The 24,461-nt window shown below is 39.0% G+C and carries 18 protein-coding genes; 15 read left to right on the forward strand and 3 right to left on the reverse strand.

All coding sequences use genetic code 11. The features are described 5' to 3' along the window. Positions 1-210 precede the first annotated feature (210 nt). The gene (locus C3945_RS09200; protein WP_161879405.1) at positions 211-1,155 is read left to right on the forward strand and encodes an aminopeptidase; all 945 of its coding nucleotides are present in this window, start codon (positions 211-213) and stop codon (positions 1,153-1,155) included. Positions 1,156-1,189: 34 nt separating this feature from the next. After that, entirely contained in the window at positions 1,190-1,864 is a 675-nt protein-coding gene (locus C3945_RS09205; protein ID WP_202623335.1) for a VanZ family protein, read from the forward strand. 18 nt (positions 1,865-1,882) lie between these two features. Here C3945_RS09205 and C3945_RS09210 read toward each other — a convergent pair whose 3' ends face one another. After that, positions 1,883-2,722 carry a DUF72 domain-containing protein gene (locus tag C3945_RS09210; protein WP_161879406.1) on the reverse strand — a complete coding sequence of 280 codons (840 nt, stop codon included), beginning with the start codon at positions 2,720-2,722 and terminating at the stop codon, positions 1,883-1,885. Next, positions 2,719-3,210, reverse strand: coding sequence for a DUF188 domain-containing protein (locus tag C3945_RS09215; protein ID WP_161879407.1), 492 nt, complete (start codon positions 3,208-3,210; stop codon positions 2,719-2,721). Before C3945_RS09215 ends, C3945_RS09210 begins: the two co-directional genes overlap by 4 nt. Positions 3,211-3,443: 233 nt before the next feature. On the opposite strand from C3945_RS09215, the gene C3945_RS09220 reads away from it, so the two are divergent. After that, entirely contained in the window at positions 3,444-6,845 is a 3,402-nt protein-coding gene (locus tag C3945_RS09220) for a glycoside hydrolase family 2 TIM barrel-domain containing protein (protein WP_161879408.1), read from the forward strand. Positions 6,846-6,861: 16 nt separating this feature from the next. Next, the gene (locus C3945_RS09225) at positions 6,862-8,475 is read left to right on the forward strand and encodes a mannitol dehydrogenase family protein (protein WP_161879409.1); all 1,614 of its coding nucleotides are present in this window, start codon (positions 6,862-6,864) and stop codon (positions 8,473-8,475) included. A 232-nt stretch (positions 8,476-8,707) separates the two neighbouring features. Here the strand turns inward: C3945_RS09225 and C3945_RS09230 are convergent, their stop codons facing one another. Further along, positions 8,708-9,883, reverse strand: a complete 1,176-nt coding sequence (locus C3945_RS09230) for an ROK family transcriptional regulator (RefSeq protein ID WP_161879410.1) — start codon at positions 9,881-9,883, stop codon at positions 8,708-8,710. 388 nt (positions 9,884-10,271) lie between these two features. On the opposite strand from C3945_RS09230, the gene C3945_RS09235 reads away from it, so the two are divergent. The 11 genes from C3945_RS09235 (at position 10,272) to C3945_RS11860 (ending at position 24,303) form a co-directional block, all read left to right on the forward strand. Next, a complete protein-coding gene (locus C3945_RS09235) occupies positions 10,272-12,233 on the forward strand; it encodes an alpha-glucuronidase (RefSeq protein WP_161879411.1) in 1,962 nt (653 codons plus the stop codon). 74 nt (positions 12,234-12,307) lie between these two features. Then, entirely contained in the window at positions 12,308-13,405 is a 1,098-nt protein-coding gene (gene uxuA, locus C3945_RS09240; RefSeq protein WP_161879412.1) for a mannonate dehydratase, read from the forward strand. Between the two features lie 47 nt (positions 13,406-13,452). Then, complete coding sequence (locus C3945_RS09245; protein ID WP_237585533.1) at positions 13,453-14,493, forward strand: ABC transporter permease; 1,041 nt, start codon at positions 13,453-13,455, stop codon at positions 14,491-14,493. A gap of 16 nt (positions 14,494-14,509) precedes the next feature. Continuing rightward, positions 14,510-15,394 (forward strand): carbohydrate ABC transporter permease, encoded by an 885-nt coding sequence (locus C3945_RS09250; RefSeq protein ID WP_161879413.1) that lies wholly within the window; start codon positions 14,510-14,512, stop codon positions 15,392-15,394. Positions 15,395-15,710: 316 nt separating this feature from the next. Next, positions 15,711-17,420, forward strand: coding sequence for an ABC transporter substrate-binding protein (locus C3945_RS09255; protein ID WP_161879414.1), 1,710 nt, complete (start codon positions 15,711-15,713; stop codon positions 17,418-17,420). Positions 17,421-17,884: 464 nt separating this feature from the next. Then, positions 17,885-18,583 carry a YesL family protein gene (locus C3945_RS09260; RefSeq protein ID WP_161879415.1) on the forward strand — a complete coding sequence of 233 codons (699 nt, stop codon included), beginning with the start codon at positions 17,885-17,887 and terminating at the stop codon, positions 18,581-18,583. A gap of 50 nt (positions 18,584-18,633) precedes the next feature. Continuing rightward, on the forward strand, positions 18,634-20,331 hold the full coding sequence (locus C3945_RS09265) for a glycoside hydrolase family 43 protein (RefSeq protein ID WP_161879416.1): 1,698 nt from the start codon (positions 18,634-18,636) through the stop codon (positions 20,329-20,331). A gap of 130 nt (positions 20,332-20,461) precedes the next feature. After that, positions 20,462-21,958, forward strand: a complete 1,497-nt coding sequence (gene xylB, locus C3945_RS09270) for a xylulokinase (RefSeq protein WP_161879417.1) — start codon at positions 20,462-20,464, stop codon at positions 21,956-21,958. Between the two features lie 184 nt (positions 21,959-22,142). Then, positions 22,143-23,285 carry a Gfo/Idh/MocA family protein gene (locus C3945_RS09275; RefSeq protein WP_202623336.1) on the forward strand — a complete coding sequence of 381 codons (1,143 nt, stop codon included), beginning with the start codon at positions 22,143-22,145 and terminating at the stop codon, positions 23,283-23,285. Positions 23,286-23,309: 24 nt separating this feature from the next. After that, positions 23,310-23,828 (forward strand): Gfo/Idh/MocA family protein, encoded by a 519-nt coding sequence (locus C3945_RS11855; RefSeq protein ID WP_202623337.1) that lies wholly within the window; start codon positions 23,310-23,312, stop codon positions 23,826-23,828. Next, complete coding sequence (locus C3945_RS11860; RefSeq protein WP_202623338.1) at positions 23,794-24,303, forward strand: Gfo/Idh/MocA family protein; 510 nt, start codon at positions 23,794-23,796, stop codon at positions 24,301-24,303. The genes C3945_RS11855 and C3945_RS11860 overlap by 35 nt, the downstream gene beginning before the upstream one ends. Positions 24,304-24,461: the final 158 nt, after the last annotated feature.

A 24,461-nucleotide genomic window follows, 5' to 3' on the forward strand; every position in this document is an offset into this window, starting at 1 on the left:
TTTCATTTTGTTGTGTAAGTTTAGTCTAGCGATTTCAAGGTTAAATGGCAATGACAAGCGTTCTTTTTAACATTTCATTAATATGCCATTTTAAAATGGTTTAATTTTCGATAGAATAGATGAATGACCCTTTCAGAATAGTTAGACTTACATAATAATAATGGACATGAAAAGCGGTCGGTTAGATAAGCTTAGAAAGAGGATGACAAGATGACTAATTATATCGATAATGCGATTAAAGTATTTGAGAACAATTTCAATTTGAAGAAAGATGAAAAAGTAGTTATTATCACTGATGATCGTATGAGACGCGAAGCCATGCCTTTTTATGAAGCTGCCTGTATTAAAGGGAACGAGACTGTATTCCTACAGTTTCCTGCTAATTATAAATCAGGAGAAGAACCACCCCTAATCATTGCTCAAGCTATGAAAGACGCCGATGTTGCTTTGTGTGTGACATCAGCCAGTCTGACACATACTCATGCAAAAAAAGAGGCTGCTGCAACAGGCACCCGAATTGGAACCATGCCAGGTATGACATTGTCCATGTTAGAAAAAGGGGCTATCGAAGCTGATCCTAAAGTAGTGGAAGAGCTGACTGCTAAATTTACAACACTACTAGACCAAGCCTCTGACGTCACAATTGAGAAAGATGGAGAAGTCCTTAGCTTTTCAATAGCTAACAGAAAAGGTATTGCCAGTACGGGTATTTTCCGCGAGAAAGGTCAATCAGGGAATGTTCCATCTGGGGAAGCGTTTATTGCTCCACTAGAAACATCTGCAAATGGAAAATTAGTCGTTGATGGATCCATTGCTCAAATCGGTAAAGTGACAGAAGTGGTAACCCTAACTATTGAAAATGGGCGATTAGTAGAGGCAACGGGCGACCAAGGGGAAGACCTCTTAACTCTCCTTGGAAAAGATAAAGGCCGTCTCATCGCTGAATTTGGTATTGGTACAAATCCCGCTGCTCGGATCACTGGAGTCGTATTAGAGGATGAGAAAGTATTTGGAACGATTCACATCGCTTTCGGCTCAAATAAACCATTCGGTGGAGAAACAGAAGCTGGTGTTCACATTGACTGCGTAGTAAAAGCACCTACTGTATGGATAGATGGTAAAAAAGTGATGGAAAATGGACAAGTTGCTGATTAATTTATAGACATAAGACACCCAAAGGAAGTGGATGATGGTACTAAGACATAATGGAAAGAATGCACTAGCTATGTTTCTGTCATGGGGACTAGTTCTTTTGTGGATGGGGATTCTATTTTGGTTTTCATCACAGCCAGCGACAGAATCTGCCCAGTTAAGTATAGGTGTAATGGAAGTAGGCAGACGATTTGTTAGTCATTGGGAAGGGATCGGTATTCTCTCTTTTATTATCATTTACCATATCGTTCTAGTCTGGGTAGTCCGAATGAAGTCACATTACATCATCAAAATTTTATTGTTTTTACTATTCTTGGTGATGTCTCTATCTGCTGTATACGTCATTCTTAGAGTCATCCTACCTAGAGTCGATTCTTTTGGCATCTTTCAGATGAACAGGTGGGTCATCCACCGCTATTTAAGAAAATACGCCCACTTTTTTATCTATTTGTTTTTAGGCGGCGTTGTAAAAAATGCGCTGACCGTATCTGGACTAAAAGGATGGAAATCGATTGGGTTAGCTATTCTCTTGTGCTTTTTATATGCTGTTTTCGATGAAATTCATCAATATTTTGTTCCCGGTCGTATGCCGCTTGTCATGGATGTCATAATAGATACAGCCGGAGCAACCGTTGGAATTATTCTCTATTCTTCGGTAAATGGATTATTTCAGTTAATCAAAACGAAGCAAAGAACTGTTTCTCTTTTTTAAGGGAAGCAGTTCTATTAGTTATAAAAACAAATCCAATTGTTGTGGGCCTAAACCGTCAAACGACAAACCAAGCAGGGACTGCAACTGTTTTGCATTAGGGGCGGCGTGTCCGCCAGAATTGTTATTGAATATAACACACACTTCTTTTGATTCTTTTTCGAGTTGGTTCACATTATCTTTCATACCTTCTAATTCCTCAAGAGAATAATTGTACAAAGTTCGTTCGGCACGCCAATCTGTCACGTTTTCACCGAGCCATCCCTCATAGTTACGTCCATGCAGTCTAACAAAGCTAAGCTCACTACTTGTATTTGCAATTATTTTAGGCACGCTATTATTCGGCGTTTGCGGCTGGTCAACGACCACATGTGTCATATCCAGCTGGGTCAACAAGTTTAACGTATGATCTCTATTGACCTCACTAAACCAACTTTGATTGCGGAATTCTACTGATAAAGGTAACCGTCCCATATGCTTACGTACGAAACGAATATAATTTACATTCTTTCGTGTACAATCAAAAACCGGTGGGAATTGGAAGAGAAAGGTTTTGACTTTTTTAGATTCAATCATTGGTGAGAAAGCTTCTGTATAAATACTAAAAACGTCTTCCATAGAATTAAAATCCTCTTCAAAAGATCTATGCAGGGTCATGACGCTGTAAGCTTTAGGTATAAAAGTAAAAGATTTAGGCGTTTTTTTAATCCACTGAGCGATGTTTTGTTTGGACGGGATAGCATAAAAACTAGTATCTAGTTCAACTACTGGGAAATGACTAGCATATTCCTCTAATTTGCGCTGTCTATTTCGTTGTATAGAATCATGATCGCTCCATCCAGTTAATCCAATCGTAATCACCTTATGTCGTCACGTCCTTCTTGATTATTATCTCCTATTAATTGTTCTTTGATAATACGTTCAAGCAACTCCTCAAAAGGCTGCTGATCTTCACTTGCAAAAGGGGCCAAAGATTTTACTCGACTTCTTTTGTTCGTCCGTCTTTCTTTTGCAGATAAATGCCTCCCATCAATCAGTTGCTGGATAATGGTTTCTGTGTATTCATAGCCATCGTGATGAAGAACTCGGCACCGTTTAGGAAGAAGCATAGAGGCCAAACCGAAATCATTGGTCAACACAATATCGCCTTCCTTGGCCAAAGCAACTATTTTAAAATCAGCCAGATCGCTCCCTTTATCTACCCAGATTCGTTTAACCCATTCAGGCATGTCAGTAGTAGAGTAGTGAGAAATACTTGATACGAGAAGGACAGTTAAGTCATACTGACCAGCTAATTTTATGATGTTATCTTTTTTTGGACTGGCATCAGCGTCCACTATGATGGTCACGCTCAATCACATCCTTTTTCTTTAGTTTATCATAGACAGATCAGAAGTTACCATACCCTTGTTTCAGAAATTAACGTCATTTAGAGTGATAAAGAGGGCCGTCTGTTGACATCGGTTACAAAAAAGCTTAATCTTAAAGAGATTGTTTGAGTATAAATTAAACTAACTATATGTAACAATGAAGTGTAAACGATTTAACGAAAACGAGGCTTTTTAGGAATGGGAGCTTAAAGATGAATAGACATAAAGTGTTTACTGACGGATGGCAATTTGCAAAAGTAAAGGGCTTATCCGGCGACTACCCAACTGAATTCTTACCAGTCGAATTACCTCACGACTGGTTGATTGAAGACACGCTAAATTTATATCAAGATAGTATTGGTTGGTACAAGAAAGTATTTACATATGATGGACAGTCATCGTCAGTGAGTATTTATTTTGACGGAGTGTATATGGACTGCGTTATTTTCGTGAACAACCAAAAGATAGGCGAATGGAAATATGGCTATTCTGCTTTTGAGTTTGATATCACATCAGCTTTGACTATCGGAGAAAATGAAATGGTAGTGAAGGTGACTCACCAATCACCCAATAGCCGTTGGTATACAGGTGCAGGGATCTATAGGGATGTCTGGTTAAGTGAACGTGGCCCATCTTATATTGAGAGTAATGGTTTGTATATCACAACAACGAAAGTAGCTTCAACGTCTTATCAACTTGATGTTGAGACAAGTGTTAAAGTAGAAGACGACCTTATCTTAGTACAGAAAGTTACTGATAAAGGGAGAACCATAGCTACTAGTGAAGAACCAGTAAATAGTTCAGGAACTAAAATGACAACGTTCTCTCAACTAGATGTTGAAGAATGGAGTCCCAATCATCCCAAGTTATATGATTTGGAAACGACATTAGTTGATCCGGTGAGTCAGCGAGTCATTGAGAGACAAACCACAGCGATAGGGTTTAAAACAGTAGATATGATTCCAGATAAAGGGTTCTTTTTAAACGGTCAATCGATGAAATTAAGAGGGGTTTGCGAACACCATGATTTAGGCGCTTTAGGTTCAGCTTTTAATGTGTCTGCTATGAGAAGACGCATGACCCTACTAAAAAATATGGGTGTGAATGCGATTCGAACGTCTCATAATATGCCAGCAAAAGCCTTTATGCAACTGGCAGATGAGATGGGATTTTTAATTGTCTCTGAATCATTTGATATGTGGGAACGGCCAAAAACAACGTATGATTACGCTCGATTTTTTAAAGAATGGGCATATGAAGATGTGAAGAGTTGGGTCAAGAGAGACCGAAATCATGTTAGTTTAATGATGTGGACCATTGGAAATGAAATTTATGATACGCACGCAGATGAACGTGGACTTGAGATTGCTAAAGAACTGGTCTCCTATATTAAAGAATTTGATCCAAAAGAGAATGCGAAAGTAACCATTGGCTCTAACTATATGCCGTGGGAAAATGCGCAAAAGGTAGCTGACTTTATAAAGGTTGCTGGTTACAATTATGGTGAGAAATACTATGAAGAACAACATAAAGAGCACCCGGATTGGGTTATTTACGGAAGCGAAACAGGGTCAATTGTTCAAAGCCGAGGTGTTTACCATTTCCCTCTTAAACAATCTGTTCTTGCTGATGATGATGAACAATGTTCTGCTTTAGGAAACAGTGCGACCAGCTGGGGGGCGAATTCTCTAGAACAGTTATTAACTGAAGACAGAGATACGCCTTATTCACTCGGGCAATTCATCTGGACTGGTTTTGATTATATCGGAGAGCCCACACCTTACCATACTAAAAACTCTTATTTTGGACAGTTGGATACAGCAACTTTTCCAAAAGATACGTATTATATATACCAAGCAGCTTGGACTGAATTCAAAACAAACCCAATGATCCATCTGTTTCCCTATTGGGATTTTAACCCTGGGCAAACAATCGATGTGCGCGTAGCAACGAATGCCCCTAGAGTAAAGCTCTTTTTAAATGATAAAGAAATTGGAGAGCGATTGATCAATCATCAAGAAGACTATGACATCATTCCGAGTTGGCAGGTTGCTTATGAACCAGGCGAATTGAAAGCTATTGCTTACGACGAACAAAACCAAGAAATCGGCCGTAGTATCAGGCATTCTTTTCTAGATGCTAAGAAAATCAAGCTGAATCCAGATAAAACGGAACTCATTGCTGATGGAAAAGATTTAATCTTTGTAGAGGTAACGGCAGAAGATCAATACGGCCATTCAGTTGAAAATGCGACCAATAGAGTAACAGTTGACGTGACGGGTGCAGGTCGTTTAGTCGGTTTAGATAATGGAGACAGTACGGATTACGACCAATACAAAGGGGTATCTCGCCGCTTGTTTAGTGGAAAAGTGATGGCTATCATTCAAGCAACTGGAGAAGAGGGCTCAATTAACATAGACATTCGTTCAAAAGGCCTTGAGTCAGCCCGCATGGCGTTAAGATCAATAAAAGCAGATGATGCGCCAACAACTGGTGTAAACACTGCGAACGTTAATCTTCCTATTGAAACGGGTCGCTTGGATGACACACCTGTTAGAAAAATAGAATTGACCAGCTCTCATGGGCAGCATTTGCATCCTGAGGTTAAACGAACCATTGTTAAGGCCGTTGTTTACCCAGAAGATGCAACATACAAGGATGTAGAATGGAGTATCGTCAATGATGCCGGTGTCGACATGACTCATGCAGAAATCAAAGCAGATGGCAGTCAAGCAACGATTATTGCCAAAGGCGATGGACCTTTCCGTGTAAGATGCACGAGTAAAAATGGAACAGAAAAAGTTAAACTCATTTCTGAGCTTGATATGGTCATTACCGATATGGGCTTGGCTTACAAAGACCCCTATGAATTAGTATCCGGTTCTTTATACGATAATTTCCGAGGAGACTTGTCGAATGGGAATGAAAGGGGGGTGGCTACTAGTCGAGACGGGGAAACAGTGGTTGGCTACCATGACATCGACTTTGGATCATACGGTTCCGACCGAATCACCTTACCTATTTTCGCTTTAAGTGATGAGGATTACCTAATTGACATTTGGGAAGGTGACCCTAAAGATAAATCGAGCACGAAGTTACTGGAAGCCCATTACCAAAAAGAATCACGTTGGAATACTTATCAAGAAGAAACATACACACTACCGAAGCGGCTAACAGGTGTGACGACTTTATACTTCGTCATGCAAGCGAAGGTCCATTTAAAAGGCTTTTACTTTGAGAAGCAAAACAGAGCCTTTGTTTATAATAAAGCGGTCGATGCAGACTTTATTTATGGAGATGCGTTTGATATAAAAGATGAACAGGTGACACATATTGGAAATAACGTCTCCTTAGTTTTTAAAGACATGGATTTTTCTACTCAAGAAGCAACTGAATTGATAATTGAAGGGCATTCGTCAATTGATAAAAATACAATTCATGTTCGTTTTGAAGAAGAAGAGGGAAATAGTGTTGAACAAGTCGTAGACTTTATACAAACCACCGAAACGTCTGAAGCGCGTTTTTCTTTAATACCTCTTATAGGAAGAGGAACATTAACATTTATCTTCTTGCCAGGGAGTCAATTTGATTTTAAAGGATTTAAATTTAATTAAAAAAGGAGAGAAATAAATGAAATTATCTAATCAAGCATTACAAAATAAGAGTCAGTGGGAAGAAAAAGGGTATGCTCTACCGACCTATAACCGAGACGACATAACAAAAAACACCATGGAAAATCCTAAGTGGCTTCATTTAGGAGCTGGCAATATTTTCCGAGCGTTTCCTGCGATGTTGAATCACCGTCTACTTAATGAAGGTAAAATGGATACAGGCATCATAGTTGGAGAAGGTTTTGACTACGAGATTATTGAAAAAGCTTACCGTCCATACGAAGAGTTAAGTCTATTAGTAACCTTGAAAGCTGACGGTTCGGTTGATAAAACTGTAGTAGGCTCAGTTGTCGAATCGTTAAGAATGGACAGTGACAATGAAGATGAGTTTAATCGCTTGAAAGATATTTTTAAAGCGCCATCTCTACAAATGGTCAGCTTTACGATAACCGAAAAAGGGTACAGCTTAGTTAATGGTCGCGGAGACATTATGGCACCTGTTCAAGAAGACTTTAATAACGGTCCGTCTAAACCAGTCAGCTACATGGGTAAATTAGCGGCTCTTTTATATGAGCGCTATAAGCATCAGGCTGATCCCATCGCATTAGTTTCTATGGATAACGCATCTCATAACGGTGCCTTATTACAAGGAACGGTCACCGAATTTGTTCAAAAGTGGGTAGAAAACGGCTTAGTCGATGAAGGGTTTATGGATTATATTAAAAACCCAGAAAAGGTCGCTTTCCCTTGGAGTATGATAGACAAAATCACACCCAGACCAGATGCTGATGTTCAAGGCATTCTTGAAAAAGATGGTTTTGAAGATACAGACGTGATTATCACTGAAAAAAATACGTATACTGCACCATTTGTTAACGCAGAAGAAGCGGAGTACTTGGTAGTGGAAGACGCCTTCCCGAATGGTCGACCACCATTAGAAGAAGCAGGCGTCATTTTCACTGACCGTGAAACGGTAGACCTAGCTGAGACGATGAAGGTAACGACGTGCTTGAACCCACTTCACACTGCGCTTGCCATTTATGGTTGCTTATTAGGGCACACGTCGATTCATGAAGAAATGAACGATACAGAATTGAAAGCATTAGTAGAAAAAATCGGTTACGATGAAGGTCTTCCAGTAGTGGTTGATCCTAAGATATTAGACCCTAAAGCCTTTATCGATGAAGTAATTAATGTGAGATTCCCTAACCCATTCATGCCGGATACACCACAGCGTATTGCGACAGACACATCACAAAAACTGTCTATCCGTTATGGTAAAACAATGCAAGCCTATATTGATGACTCGGAAAAAGACGTAACGACGTTAACATTCATTCCGCTTGTCCTAGCTGGATGGCTTCGTTATTTAATGAAAGTCGATAACGATGGCCAAGTAATGGAATTAAGTCCGGATCCATTGTTGGATGAATTAACTCCAATTATGGCTCAAGTTAATTTAGGCGATACAGAGAACTTGGAAGAAATCGTTCAGCCTATCTTATCTCGCACAGACATTTTTGGCATTGATTTATACGAGCACGGTTTAGCCGATAAAGTTGTTGCTTACTTTAAAGAACTGATTCAAGGTCCAGGAGCAGTTAGAGAAACATTGAAGAAAGCATTGAATTAACTAATTGAAAAACCGTTCCTTCTATAAATAAGAGGGAACGGTTTTTTGCGTATAAATGTGTAAGTGGTGATTACAATCCAGGATAGCTTGAACTCACGAGTTGTAATCAAAACGCTAAATGGTTACAACTCAAGAAGAGGGGGTACTCGAATGGTAATCAAAAACCCACCCGACTATCACGATCGCTAAAAGAGCACATAGCAAAAGCGACAATAGGGCGGGTCAAACAAAATTAGACTTCCAAGACTTTTTCAATATTCATGTTGAATTCAACATTATCGACATGAAGGAATTCTTTTAAATTGACCACAGTTGCGCCGTATAAACTAGCTTGTCTTCCAAGCAGTGACTGTTTTAAGGGTACTTTTTTATAGATAGTCATACTCAAATAATGCTGTAGCAAACTGATGAGTTCTGGTATTTCTTCCAACAATTCAGAATTTATATAAACGACTTCCGGATCATAGTTTCCAATGACATTCATCAAACCAATGCCAAAGTCTTTTGCGAACTGCAAAATCATATTTAATGTAGAGGAATCTTTTTGATGGTAGGCATCAATTAAATCTTCAAACATGAGATCAGGGTTACCCTTCAATAAACGAAACTTTTTAATGACTGCGGTCGTGGAGCAGTATTGTTCCAAGCAGCCTTGGTTGCCACATGGGCAGGCTGTTCCATTGGGGTAGAGTACCGTATGTCCAACCTCGCCGCTTTTTCCTCGGAATCCTCGATATAACTGATCGTTCATGATGACACCAGCACCAATACCTGTGTGTGCACTAAAGGAAACAATATTATGATGTTCATAATCAAATGCGGCTTCAGCTAAAGCAGACAGATTCGCTTCGTTTTCAATATGAATCGTTAAGCCGGTCTTTTCTTCCAAAATACCAACTAAATCAATTTCATCCAAATTAAAATACGGAGTAAAATCAATTTGTTTTTCATGAACAATACCGTGAATAGATATAGTGACGCCTATAATACCAAAGGGACAATCTAAGTATTCAGCTTTATATTTTTCCACTACGACTGTAATCAAATCAACAATATTCTCTTTGTCAATATTTTTCTCTTCTATAGTATATTCAATTTTCTCCCCGTCAAGGAAAGTAATCAGGTAGCTGATTCGATCGTATCTGACATCAAAGCTAATAGAAATGCCTGCTTTTTTATTGACTGTTAAGAGAATAGGGCGTCTTCCACCAGAAGATGTACTCTTACCTGGTCCAATTTCGATGACGTAATCATCTTCTATTAAACGTCGGACGATTTCTGAGACGGTTGCCTTATTCAATCCAGTTAGTTCTGAGATCATCGCACGGGAGATTTCAGGACGGTTAATGATTTCTGATAAAACTAATATACTATTATTTTCTCTAATTGAATTTTTCATTCTAAACATAATCTTTTCCTCGTTTCTTAAAATTGTCGTATTTATGTTCTAAAAGTGGTTGAATCCATTCATGTAACTATTTATTTTATTGGTAGATACCTACCAAGAAGACCTCTGCCATGCCTTGTTCAAAATAATTTATAAAGATTTTGAAACCGCTTGACTTATAAAAAGAGATTCGATATAGTTATACCAGAAGTTAGTTAATTCAACTAACAAACTATCGGTATACACAGTGTATCATAATAGTTCAAATAACAAAACAACAAATGTAAAGGTTTTCTTTATTTTCATATTACAGCTTTACGTAATAATTAGTCAATAAGATAACGAATGTGTTTTTGTAAGGGCTATTAACCTCTATACCGAATAATAGAATAGAAAAAGGGGATTGAGTATGACCACCAAATTCGACTTCGATTTAAGTTGGCTATCTCCGGACACATTAAAGGCGTGGCCATTTAATAAAGTTCTGATAGACAATGCTGATTATTTAGAGAAAACATTACGGAATGAATTTAATTACTATAATGAACATTTCTCTAAAGGAGATAAGCAGTTATCATTAAATGTAACAGATAATAGTGAAATTATTCTAGATGGATTTAAGATTGAAGATAAAGGAAATGAAATCAGCGTAACGGCTAACAAGCCTGAAGGTTTGGTTTACGGTTTCTTCGATCTAATCAGATCTTTCCAACAAGAAGAAAACCCACGTATAGACAAGTTATCTAATCCTAAAAATAAAGTCCGCATGATTAATCACTGGGATAACTTTGATGGAACTGTTGAAAGAGGTTACGCAGGTAGGTCATTATTCTTCAACAACGATGAGTTTCGTTTTCAAGATGAACGGTTCAAACACTATGCGAAAATGCTTGCCTCAGTTGGAATCAATGCATTAACCATAAATAATGTTAACGTTCACCAAAAGGAAAGTTACTTTATCACCGACGCTTACATTAAAGAAGTCAAACATTTGGCTGAGATATTCAGATCATATGGCCTGATACTTTACTTAAGTGTGAATTATGCTGCACCAATTGAAGTGGAGTGGGTTGATACAGCTGACCCATTGAACGAAGATGTCCAAGCATTTTGGAAACAAACAGCTGAGTTAATTTACGAACACATCCCTTACTTTGGTGGATTTGTTGTTAAAGCGGATTCAGAGAACCGCCCAGGACCATTTACTTATGGACGCACACACGCAGACGGAGCGAATATGCTGGGAGAAGCCTTGAAACCATTTGGTGGAACGGTGTTCTGGAGATGTTTCGTTTACGATAACCACCAGGACTGGCGTGACCGTTCAACAGATAGAGCTAGAGCAGCTTATGACCACTTTGCTCCAATGGACGGCGAATTTGCTGATAACGTTGTGTTGCAGATTAAAAATGGACCGATGGATTTTCAGGTTAGAGAAGCCGTGTCTCCTATGTTTGGAGCGCTACGTGAAACGAACCAGGTACTTGAGTTCCAAATTGCACAAGAATACACTGGTCAGCAAAAACATATTTGTTACTTGATTCCTATGTGGAAGGAAGTATTGGATTTTGACACTTATGCGGACGGACCAAATACAACGGTTCATGATGTTTTAGTCAAGTACCCTAATAATCCGGAGCGTAATGGAATCACGGCAGTAGTTAACACAGGAATGGATGCCAACTGGACTGGCCATAAATTATCTCAAGCCAACTTGTTCGGATATGGTAGACTCATTTGGGACCCAACTCTCTCATCAGAAGAGATTGCTAGCGAGTGGATAGATGCGACGTACTCCTTAACTGAAAAAGGTAAGGAAACGATGTTGTCAATCCTTATGACAAGCTGGGATACCTATGAGAAGTACACATCACCATTAGGCATCGGTTGGATGGTTCAGCCAAATCACCATTACGGACCAAATATCGATGGTTACGAATATGATATGTGGGGAACTTACCACTTCTCAGATCGTAATGGACTAGGTGTGGACCGCACAGTCAAATCTGGTACAGGCTACACTAGACAATACCATGATGAAAATTATGAAATGTATGAAAATGTAGAAACCTGTCCAGAAGAATTGCTTTTATTCTTCCACCATCTACCATACAGCTACGAGTTGAAATCTGGTAAGACCATTATCCAACACATTTACGATACTCACTTTGAAGGGTATGACACCGTTTTATCCTACCAAGAACAATGGGAAACGTTGAAAGATGAAGTGGATGAAGCGACTTACACAAACGTTAAAGAACGTTTAGAAGAACAAAAACGAGTAGCAAGAGAGTGGCGCGATCAAGTGAACACCTATTATTACCGTAAGTCAGGTGTAGAAGACGCACACGGAAGAACCATTTATAGTTAACTACCCATACGGCGGGAGAGCCCTCCCGCCAGTATGTTAAAGCAAGTCAGATGAAAGAAGGGGGAAATAGACTTTTGAAAACTACTTTTAGATGGTACGGAGTAGGAAACGACACTATCTCATTAGGAGACATTAGGCAAATACCTTCTATGCACAGTGTTGTATGGGCTTTACATGACATGCAACCAGGGGAAGTATGGCCTGTCGAACGCATTCAAGAAGTAAAAGATCAGGCAGCTGAGTATGATTTAGGAATCGATGTCGTTGAATCAGTAAATATTCACGAATCGATTAAGTTAGGTACTCCAGAAAGAGATCAATACATCGAGAATTACAAAGAGACCTTACGTAACCTAGGTAAAGTCGGTGGAGTAAAGGTTGTTTGTTATAATTTCATGCCAGTCTTTGACTGGGTAAGAACAGATTTGGCTAAAGAGTTACCAGACGGTTCAACGGCTTTGTTTTACGAAAAAGCGAAAATCGATGGTGCAGAACCTTACGAATTAGTCGAAAAGATGAAACATGCAGCAAAAGATTTAACTCTTCCTGGATGGGAACCTGAACGTCTAGGTAAAATTGAAGAGCTATTTAAAGCTTACGAACCAATTTCTGAAAATGATTTATTCGAAAACTTGGCATATTTCTTAAAAGAAATCGTACCAGTTGCAGAAGAAGTCGGTATAAAGATGGCCATTCATCCAGATGATCCGCCTTATCCAGTATTCGACCTTCCTAGAATAGTTCAGTCTAAGGAGAACTTACAGCGAATAGTGGATATTGTTGACAGCCCGTCAAACGGTTTAACCTTATGTAGTGGGGCTTTAGGAGCAAATCCGGCTAATGACATACCGGATATGATTCGGACATTTAAAGACCGTATTCCATTTGCACATATTAGAAACGTTAAAATATATGACAATGGTGACTTTATTGAAACATCGCACAGAGAGCAAGATGGATCGCTTCCAATTTTGGAAATAATGAAAGCGTATAATGAAATCGGATTCGAAGGATACATGAGACCAGATCATGGTCGACATGTATGGGGCGAAGAGAGCAGACCTGGCTATGGATTGTACGATCGTGCTATGGGCATAATGTACATGATGGGCGCCTGGGACCTGTTGGATAAGCTGAAGAACGAGTCGAGGGAAAATGGGACGTCTGTATAAGACGTAAGACAGTAGCATAATGAAAGCAATTAAAAGGAGGAATCCCATTGGATTTTGATAGCCAAGCATCAGGAGGAGAAATAGGCCGTATCGGTAATAACCCCGAAACAGCTATTGCTTCTGCGCCAAGTACAATGAGTATGGATGAATACAAAGAAAAGTTACGTAACACACGAGTATCTAAGTTTGAAAGTGTAACGAAGTCACTGAAAAAAGATTGGCAATTATATACATTCTTGATTTTGCCAGTCATCTACTTGTTCGTTTTTCAATACTTGCCAATGGCAGGTAATGCTATCGCCTTTAGACGTTTTATACCAGGCGGAAGCATGTTCGGTGAAGAATTTGTAGGACTACGCTATTTTGAAATGTTTTGGAATGACCGTACGTTCTGGAGAGTATTCAGAAATACGATTATTATCGGAGGATATACATTACTATTTAACTTCCCGATTCCAATTATCTTCGCACTATTACTAAATGAATTGAAAAACTTGAAATTTAAACGATTCGTACAAACAGCATCGTATCTTCCACACTTTATCTCAATGGTTATCATTGCAGGTATGATTATGGAAATGTTATCTGCTAACGGAATTGTTAACCAATTGATCATGCGTGCGGGTGGAGATCCAATCATCTTCCTACAACGTGCAGAATGGTTTAGATTTATCTATGTAGCATCAGAAGTATGGCAACGTACTGGTTGGGGAGCAATTTTATACCTTGCGGCCTTAACAAACATTGACCCTAACTTATATGAAGCTGCAGCTATCGATGGAGCAGGACGATTGAAACAAACTTGGCACGTTACTTTACCAGGTATTTTGCCAACCATTATTACATTGCTTATCTTAAACATCGGAAGCTTTATGAACGTTGGATTTGAGAAAGTATTCTTACTTTACAACCCGTTAACTTATGAAACAGCAGACGTTATCTCAACTTACCTTTACCGTATTGGTTTAGGAAGTGCGAACTTCTCTTATGCAACAGCAATAGGTTTAGCACAGGCAGTTATTGGTTTCATTCTAGTTATGGGTGCAAACTTACTGTCTAGACGTTTAACAAACAGAAGTTTATGGTAAGAGGAGGGAAAACATTATGAATTTAAGCGATACTAAAGGATATAAAGTGTTCAGGTATTTCAATATAGTAGTAATGATTTTAATCGTGGCGATTACCTTTATCCCATTCTTAAATATCATCGCACAATCTTTCAGTAGTGAACGTTTTATTACTGCAGGTGAAGTTTTCCTTCTACCTAAAGGATTTAACGTCGAAACATATGTAGCCGTTTTAAGAAACCAACGATTCTGGATTCACTACCGTAACACTATTTTGTACACTGTCGTTGGAACAGCCATTGCAATGGTATTAACAACCTTGCTAGCTTATGTATTGGCAAAACCTAAAACACGCTTGAAAGGTAAGAGTTTCTGGGTTGGATTCGCTGTCTTCACTATGTTCTTTGCAGGTGGGATTATTCCAACTTACATTCTTTACAACAACACGTTAAACATCACGAATACTATGTGGGCTGTTGTTCTGCCTATGGCATTAAGTATTTACAACATGTTAATTATGAAATCATTCTTCGAAAACCTTCCAGAAGCATTGGAAGAAGCAGCATCAATCGATGGCATGTCAACTTATGGTATTTTCTTGAAGATTATTTTACCACTTTCTAAACCTATTCTTGCAACAATGATCTTGTTCTACGCTGTGGCTTATTGGAACTCATGGTGGCAAGCGTTCATGTTCTTGAACGACTGGACACTCTTCCCAGTTACTTTGTTCTTGAGAAACTTAATCTCAGGTGCAACGGCAACAGGAGAAGCAGCTGCAGCTGAAGCTGGAAGTACTCAAATAGCTTCAAACGTTCGTTCAGTATCGATGTTCTTAACTGTCTTACCGATTATCTTAGTCTATCCATTCGTACAGAAATACTTTGTTAGTGGAATCATGTTAGGATCAGTAAAAGAATAATCCTGGTAAATCAATCAAGCTGAAAGTTAAGTATGCTTTCAGCTTGATTAATAAAAAAAGTTGTAAGCGCTTGACAGAAAGGTCCTTGTATCACTGTCTGCAATAAGCCAACGTAATGAGAATAGGACTATATACTTATAATGATTGATTACGCTATATGCATAGGAGTTAACCTTTCTATCATGGGGCTGCGTAGCTTATTGCTAAAACTACTCTCTGGAACACTAAAGGGGCGATGCCACAGAATAGTTTGATCGGCAACAAAGGAAAGATATCACACCTTTTATAAAAATAAGGAAAAATTAGGAGGAAAAAAATGGGATCATCACTTAAGAAAAAATTATTAGCTGGTTTAACACTAGCAACAGCAACATTATTGATTGCTTGTGGAGGGGACACTGAAGGCGGTTCAACTGACGACGGTGGATCAACTGACGCTGGTGGAGAAACAAACGGTGAAGAAAGTGCAGAAATCACTGCAGACGATATTGGAAATGTTAACGCAATGGAAGACTTCAGTGTGGGAGATACATTCTATTCTGAAGAACCACTAGAATTCTCATTCTTATACCGTGACCACCCGAACTACCCACTTGATGAAGAGTGGACATTCTATCAAATGTTGGAAGAAAAAACTAACGTGACATTTAACAACGTTGTTGCACCATTATCTGACTTTGCTGAGCGTCGTTCCGTTCTAATCGCTGCTGGGGACGCACCTGACATTATTGCCAATGCTTATCCTGGTGAAGAAGCTCAATTCGTAGGTTCAGGCGCTTTACTACCAATTTCTGACTATGTACATTTAATGCCTCATTTGTCTCAACGTATTGAAGAGTGGGATGTACAAGATGAGTTAGACCAAAACCGTCAAGCAGATGGTAAATACTATATCTTACCTGGTATTGAAGAAAGCGTTCGTCATGACTACACATTAATGATTAACCGTACTGTATTTGACGAGTATGGTATTGAAGATCCAACTACGTGGGATGAGTTAAGAGACGCTTTAGTTATCTTACGTGACGAAACTGGAAACGTTCCATTTAATGACCAATGGACTGGGCAAGCATTATTAAACTATGCTTCTCATTCGTTTGGTACAGTAGCTGGATGGGGCTTCGGTGGCGGAGTTATCTTCGATGAAGAAGCTGAGGAGTTCAAGTATGCACCTATGGAACAAGGTTACCGTGACATGGTTGAGTACTTTGCAGGTTTAGTTGACGAAGGTTTAATGGATCCTGAATCATTCACTCAAGAAGATGAAACTGCTCAAAACTCATTTAACAACCTAGAATCTTACGTTATTTCTGCTAACTCTCAAACTGTTATTGGACAAAGAGAATCTATGGCTGAAATTCACGGTGAAGGCGAATACGAAATTGGTAAAATTGTCTCTCCTGAAGGACCAGCTGGCCCGATTGTTGGGGGAAGCCGTTTTGTAGCAGGATTCATGCTTTCATCTGAAGTAGCAGAACGTGATGACTTCTTAGCGTTACTACAGTTCCTTGACTGGTTATATTACAGTGATGAAGGAAACCACTTAGCTTGGTGGGGTGAAGAAGGCGTAACTTACGAGTTGACAGATGAAGCTCCTGGTGGATTTATGCCTCTTGACCCAATCACTTACCTAGGATTAAACCCTGATGGTACTGAGCACTTACAAGAAGACCACGGATTCCGTAACGGTATCATTGCTTCTGGTGGACCAACTGCGTTACTACAATCTGTAATGGACGCAGAAGAAATTGAATTCCAAAATATGACAAATGAAACCCGTGAAGTAGCCACACCAAACCCTGCGTACCCATTAGCTCAAGCTGATCAAGAACAATTAGCATTGATTGGTACGCCACTTGGAGACACAACTGAAACGTACACTCTACGCTTCATCACTGGTCAGCTCGAATTGGATCGTTGGGATGAATTCATGGCTGATTTGGAAAACCAAAACGTTGACCAATATCTAGATATCATCAACAACGCATACCAAGAATTCCAAGCAAATCTAGAAGACGCTAACTAAGATTTCTGATGGAAGATAGAAATTAGAGACTGTCTGTATTATCGAATACACGGTTTCTTAGACAAAGGTCGTCCTCTGAACGAATAAGCGATAAGTAAGAGTGTAGACTTTTGCTATCCTTATGATGCAGGCTTTCCAAGTGAAACTCACTCGGGGCCATCAGAGGACGACCTTTTGTCTTTACATAGTGAAAAATCAAACAATAAATAGGTTAGAATTAGCACATATAGAACAAAAACACGATTTTTATCCATAAGTTTAAAAGGATGGTCCAAGACAGCTAGCATGATTAAAGATACAATAATAAAGGTGGGGCAAAGGATAGTCACTGTTCAGCTGATTAAAAACACCTTTTCAAATCTTCTAATATGCTTAACCTTTTATCTGATGTCAGTTAAAATAAGAAGAGCAACATACACGGTTTCAATGGCTAATTGAAAACGGTGTAAGGAAAGGGAGTTTATATGTCAAACGATTACAATGAATACGCCGGTAATAACCGGTTGTATAAAATTTCTCAAAATATATCATGGTTCTTTATTATTACCTTATGGTTTAACTTGAGTTTTATCCCACTGTTCTTCTTCTTTTTATTTTTAGAGCCGACCTTAGCTAATATCGTCTGGTATCTAGTAGGGATTATTCCTTTAGGACCAGCCATAGGCGCTTTAATTAGTTCGACTATACGAGTCATAGAAGAAGATGACTTTTCTGAACCTGGAAAAGACTTTAGACGGTATTATAAGAAGAATTTTTTAGACTCATTAAAAGTCTGGCTTCCTTATTTAGTCATTGTCTACCTATTTTCAGTGAATATCAATTACTACTTTACGTTAGCAGAAAGCCAATATATTCTATTGGGTTATCTATTTTTCTTGTTGACTGCATTGGTAACACTGTATTTGATACCAGTATTCATCATTCAGATGAAGTTTTCCTTCCGATACAAAGATTTATTAAAGCTAAGTGCTTATTATTTCTTTACAAAAATGAAATTAACTATCGGAAACTTTTTCGTCATATTCATTGTCATCTTTTTACTGCTTACCATATCAGAGTGGTTACTACTGGCTATCCCAGCAGTTTTATCCTTTCTCTGGATTTTGTATAACTTCAGTATAGTGAAAGATGTCAAAGCTAACTTTGTTAAAGAGGAAGAATAATGTTTATTCTTTTTTAAAATTATTTTAATTCGTAATAGGAGGATGTCAATATGTCAACAATTAAAAATCCTGTGTTAAAAGGATTTAATCCCGATCCAAGTATGGTTCGTGTAGGTGACGATTATTATATCGCTGTGTCTACATTCGAATGGTTCCCAGGAGTCGTCATTTATCATTCAAAAGACCTTAAAAACTGGCGTCAAGTTGCTCGTCCATTGAATAGAGTAGAGTTGTTAGATATGAAAGGGAATCCAGACTCAGGTGGGGTATGGGCTCCTCAATTAAGTTATTCTGATGGTCAATTCTTCTTAATCTATTCAGATGTGAAAGTAACGGGCGGTATTTATAAAGATGTAACCAACTACTTAACAACATGTGAAACAATTGATGGTGAGTGGAGCAATCCAGTATTTATGAATCAATCTGGTTTCGACCCGTCATTATTCCATGATGAAGACGGCCGCAAATGGTTCGTCAACATGGTATGGGATCACCGTATTGGTCACCATGACTTTGGTGGCATTGTGTTACAAGAATACGATCACGAGCAACAAAAATTAATCGGTGAGCGCAAAATCATTTACCACGGAACAGATGTTGGTTTAGTTGAAGCGCCACACCTCTACAAAATTAATGGCTACTACTACTTGCTTACTGCAGAAGGTGGAACCATGCTTGAGCACCATGCCACATTGGCTCGTTCTAAAAACATTGATGGCCCTTATGAAGATCATCCAGAGAACCCACTTATTTCTTCTTACTATAATCCAAGACTAGCGCTACAGCGTGCTGGACACGGGTCAATGGTGGAAACACAAGGCGGGGAATGGTACTTCGCACACTTAACAAGTCGCTTAACCAAAGCACCGGGTGACGTGTTGTTGATGGACCGTGGATATAGCCAATTGGGCCGTGAGACAGCTATTCAAAAGATGGAATGGAAAGATGGTTGGCCATACATTATTGATGGTAACTATCCAAAAGTATCCGTTCCAGCACCAAATTTACCTGAGCAAAAATGGGAGCCTGATTTCCCAGTTGTTGATCAATTCGATTCAGAAGAGTTAAGCGAACAATGGCAAACCTTGCGTATTCCTTACACAGAATTTGCAACGATCAAAGAAAACCCAGGTCACTTGCGAATTTATGGTGCAGGTGGACATTCTAACTTACACAAGCAAGCATTAGTTGCTCGTCGTTGGCAGGCATTTGAATTCGAAGCAGAAACAAAAGTCTTCTTTGAACCAGAAACATTCCAACAACAAGCCGGTTTAGTCACTTACTACAACACTAAAAACTGGACTAACCTTCACGTGACTATGCATGAAGAAAAAGGAAAAGTCATTGATCTGTATGCATCTGAACGCAATAACGTGTATAACCCACTAGGGGATGACGTGATTCCAGTACCAGAAGACGCAGAAGCAGTATGGTTTAAAGTCAAAGTCGATCAATACAACTACCAGTTCAGCTATTCATTTGATGGCGAAAACTGGGAAGTGATTCCAGCTACTTTCGATTCATGGAAGTTATCTGACGAATATATTCAAGAAGCCGGCTTCTTTACTGGCGCATTCGTTGGTATGAGCGTGATCGATAACAGTGGTATGGGTAAATACGCTGATTTCGAATACTTCCGTTATGAAGAAGAGGAAGATACGAGAGATCACTGGACTCTACCTCGTCATTACGGTAAAGGCCAAAAAGGAAAAGGCAAAGTGAATTACGGTGAACGTGGAAAAAGCTAATTAAAAAACGATAAAATGAGGGGACCGACTCCAATGGCAAAGCAATAATCGATTTCAGATTGGAGCTTTAACATGTGGTCAGTCTCCTCTTTTCTTTAAAAATCATATAAAAAGAAATGGACGTGTTCTGATGAGTTATGTATTAGGCTTAGACCTAGGCACAAGCGGCCTAAAAGGAATTTTAGTTAATAAAGAAGGAAAGATTGTTGACGAAGCATCTTCTGAATACCCATTGTTAACACCAAAGCGTGGTCACAGTGAGCAAGACGCGACTGAATGGTTCAGAGCGGCTAAAGAAGTCATGCAAGCTATTTTCAAATCGACTCCAGATGCAACTTCTAAATTAGAAGGCATCAGTTTTTCAGGTCAAATGCATTCTCTCGTTCTATTAGATGAGAATGACGATGTTCTACGCAATGCTATTTTATGGAATGACGTTCGTACAACGGAACAGTGTGTCACGATTACAGAAAAAGTACCTAACTTAATTGATATTACTAAAAACAAAGCATTGGAAGGATTCACACTGCCAAAACTGCTTTGGGTTAAAGAAAATGAACCAGCTATTTGGAGCAAAGTGAAAACATTCTTGCTGCCTAAAGACTATCTAGGCTACCGTTTAACTGGAAACAAACAAATGGAGTATTCAGATGCAGCCGGAACATTATTATTAGATGTGGAAAGCAGAAGTTGGAGTAAAGAAGTCGCTGAATCAGTGGATGTCCCTCTATCTATATGCCCACCACTGGTTCAATCACAGGATAAAATTGGCATGTTAGATAAAGCATTAGGTGAAGAATTAGGTCTAGACGTAGATGTCCCTGTCTTTTCTGGTGGAGCAGACAACCCCAGTGCTGCTGTTGGTGCAGGAATTGTTAGACCCGACCAAGGCATGGCAAGTATTGGAACATCAGGTGTTTTCTTATCTTATGAAGAAACAGGAGATAAAGATTACAAAGGAAACCTTCACTACTTCAACCACGTTGTACCAAACGCTTTTTACACAATGGGTGTGACTTTAGCAGCAGGTAGCAGCTTGAACTGGTTTAAGAAAACATTTGCTCCTAATGAAAGTTTTGAAGAATTGCTAAAAGGGGTAAAAGATATTGCACCGGGATCTGAAGGTCTATTGTTCGCCCCATACATTTCAGGGGAACGCACACCGTATACAGACAGTCATATCCGCGGGACGTTCTTAGGAATGGACATCGCTCACACGAGAGATCACTTCGCGAGAGCTGTTTTAGAAGGCATCACATTCTCATTAAAAGACTCTCTTGAGTTAATGAGAAAGCATTCGAATAAAGAATTCAGTCAAATTGTCTCTGTTGGTGGGGGAGCTAAGAATCCTGACTGGTTGCAAATGCAAGCAGATATCTTCAATACACCAGTTGTTACTTTGGAAACAGAACAAGGACCAGCAATGGGATCCGCAATGATTGCAGCCGTTGGAGCAGGCTGGTTTGATAACTTTGAAGACTGTTCTAAAGTATTTGTTCACTATAAATCTGAAGTGACACCTAACGAAGAAGCTGTTAAAACATACGAAGCCGTTTACGCAAACTACAAAGAAGTCTACCCAACAATTAAAGATCTTTCTCATAAATTAATATCAGATAGTGAATAAAAAAACTCAATAATTACTGCTTAAGCAAAAGAAAGAGGTTGGATAAACTACTTTTCCGCTTGATAAACGTTATAAATAAAAAATAATAGTTTGATTATTATGCTTTATAACATATTAAGGGAAGAAGAGGATACCCAATCTCTTTTTTATCTATACGCTCAACTACACACTAGAGAGGACTATCATGATGTTAAATGTAGCCATTGTTGGAACAGGTGGGATTGCTCCACTTCATGTCGAAGGGTATTTAGCCTTTCCAGATGATGTAAGAATCGTCTCATTATGTGACATTTATCCAGAAAAAGCTGAGAAACTAGCTAAACGATTTAATCTTGACGTGACAGTTTACGATAATCATGAAGATATGTTAGAGAAAGAAGACATCGATTTGGTATCTGTTTGTACGCCTCCTTATGTCCATGCTGAAATAGCTATCAATTCAATGAAAGCAGGGGCACATGCGTTGGTTGAAAAACCGATGGCATCGTCTCTTGAAGAATGCGATGCAATGAATAAAGCATCAGAAGAAACTGGACAGACTCTATCAATTATTTCACAAAACAGATTCACCAACCCGATGTGGAAATTGAAAACCATGCTAGATCAAAAAGTGATTGGAAACGTCTTGCACACTCAAGTGGATTCATTTTGGTGGAGAGGTCACAGTTACTATGATTTATGGTGGCGCGGTACGTGGGAAAAAGAAGGCGGAGGCTGTACACTGAATCACGCTGTCCATCATTTGGATATATTTAACTGGTTAAATGGACGCCCCGATGAAATCACGGCAGTCATGAGTAACGTCGCACATGACAATGCAGAAGTTGAAGATTTATCAATCGCTATTGCTAAATATAATGAAGGCGGTTTAGCAACGCTAACAAGTTCAGTTATCCATCACGGGGAAGAACAGCAACTCATTTTCCAAGGTCAAGAGGGCCGAATTTCAGCGCCCTTTAAAGTAGACGCTTCTTCTTCAAGAGAAAATGGTTTCCCAGAAATAAATACTCAAAAAATAGATGAGATTAAAGCATTACACGACTCACTTGAAGACCTCCCGTACGAAGGTCACACGGGTCAAATCAACAATGTTATTCAGTTCCTTTTAGGTAAAGACACACTCGTTGTAGACGGCATTCAAGGCAAACAAACGCTTGAATTGATTATGGCTATATATGCGTCGTCTCAATCAAGTGAAAAAGTTTCCTTACCGTTAAATGAAACGCATCCTTTCTATACAAAAGAAGGAGTCATGAGTCATGCCCCTCGTTTTTATGAGAAGTCAAGTTCGGTAGATAACTTTGAAGATGATGTAATCACGACTTAACAGACCGATCAAGGAGTGAAACGAATGAAGAGTGATCATAAACGCTTGAAAGTTGGCATCACAGGACTAGGAGATGTGTCTTCTTTTCATATACAAGCAATAGAAATGCATGAAGAGGCTGATCTAATGGCTGTCTGTGATACAGACCCAGCTACTCAACTAAAAGTAGAAGGGGTCAGTTTTTATACAAATTATTTAGAGATGCTTGAAAAGGAAGACCTTGATGTCATTCATAATTGTCTGCCTCATCATCTCCATTACTCTGTAACAAAAGCCTGTGTTGAGAAGGGTATCCATGTCCTTCTTGAAAAACCTGTTTCCATTAGTTACGAAGAAGGCTTGCTACAAAAGGAATTAGAGGACCGGTTAGATGCTAAGATATGTGTCTGTTTTCAAAATCGATACAATCAAACCTTTTTAGAACTGTTGCGTTGGTTAGATAAAGAAGAAACTGGCACTATCACTGGTATTAAAGGTTTAGTGACCTGGTTCAGAGAACCGGTTTATTATGAATCGAAACCATGGCGCCGTAAAAAAATCTGAAGTGGGTTATGGTAATATCATGAGCCAGTCAATTCATACGCTAGATTTAATTCAACTCTTAGGTGGTCCAGTTGACTCCGTTAAAGCAAGTTTATCCAAACTACTAGACGTGAACAGTGAAGTGGAAGATACAGTGAGTGCATCGTTTCAATTTAAATCCGGTGCCAAAGGGTATTTGCATGCAACAAATGCTAATGTATCAAACGCAAGCGTTGAACTAGAAGTGATAACTGAACATGATTGGTTTACGATTAAAGACAGTTGTCTCTATCGTATGGATCAAGAGGGTAAGAAACAACTATTAGCTGAAGACGAGCAATTAGACGGCGCCAAGTTTTACTTTGGTGCTAGTCACAAGTATTTAATTGATCGGTTTTACAAAGCGATTAGTGAAGATACAACGGATTATATTACTGTTAAGGATGCCTTACCGTCTATTCAATTAATTGAAGAGTTTATGAGCGCATTCTCGTGACTTTAGTCGTGAGTAAGCGATTTCGCATGTTTTTTTGTTTCTACATATGATAAAATACATGTAGAGGTGATTATGGTGAAAAAAGCACTAAAAGGAAGAGGTTACGTCTACTATATTCAGTACCATATAGTATGGTGTGTAAAGTACAGAAAGCCGAT

The organism is Alkalibacterium sp. MB6 (genome assembly GCF_009935905.1).
Taxonomy (GTDB): domain Bacteria; phylum Bacillota; class Bacilli; order Lactobacillales; family Carnobacteriaceae_A; genus Alkalibacterium.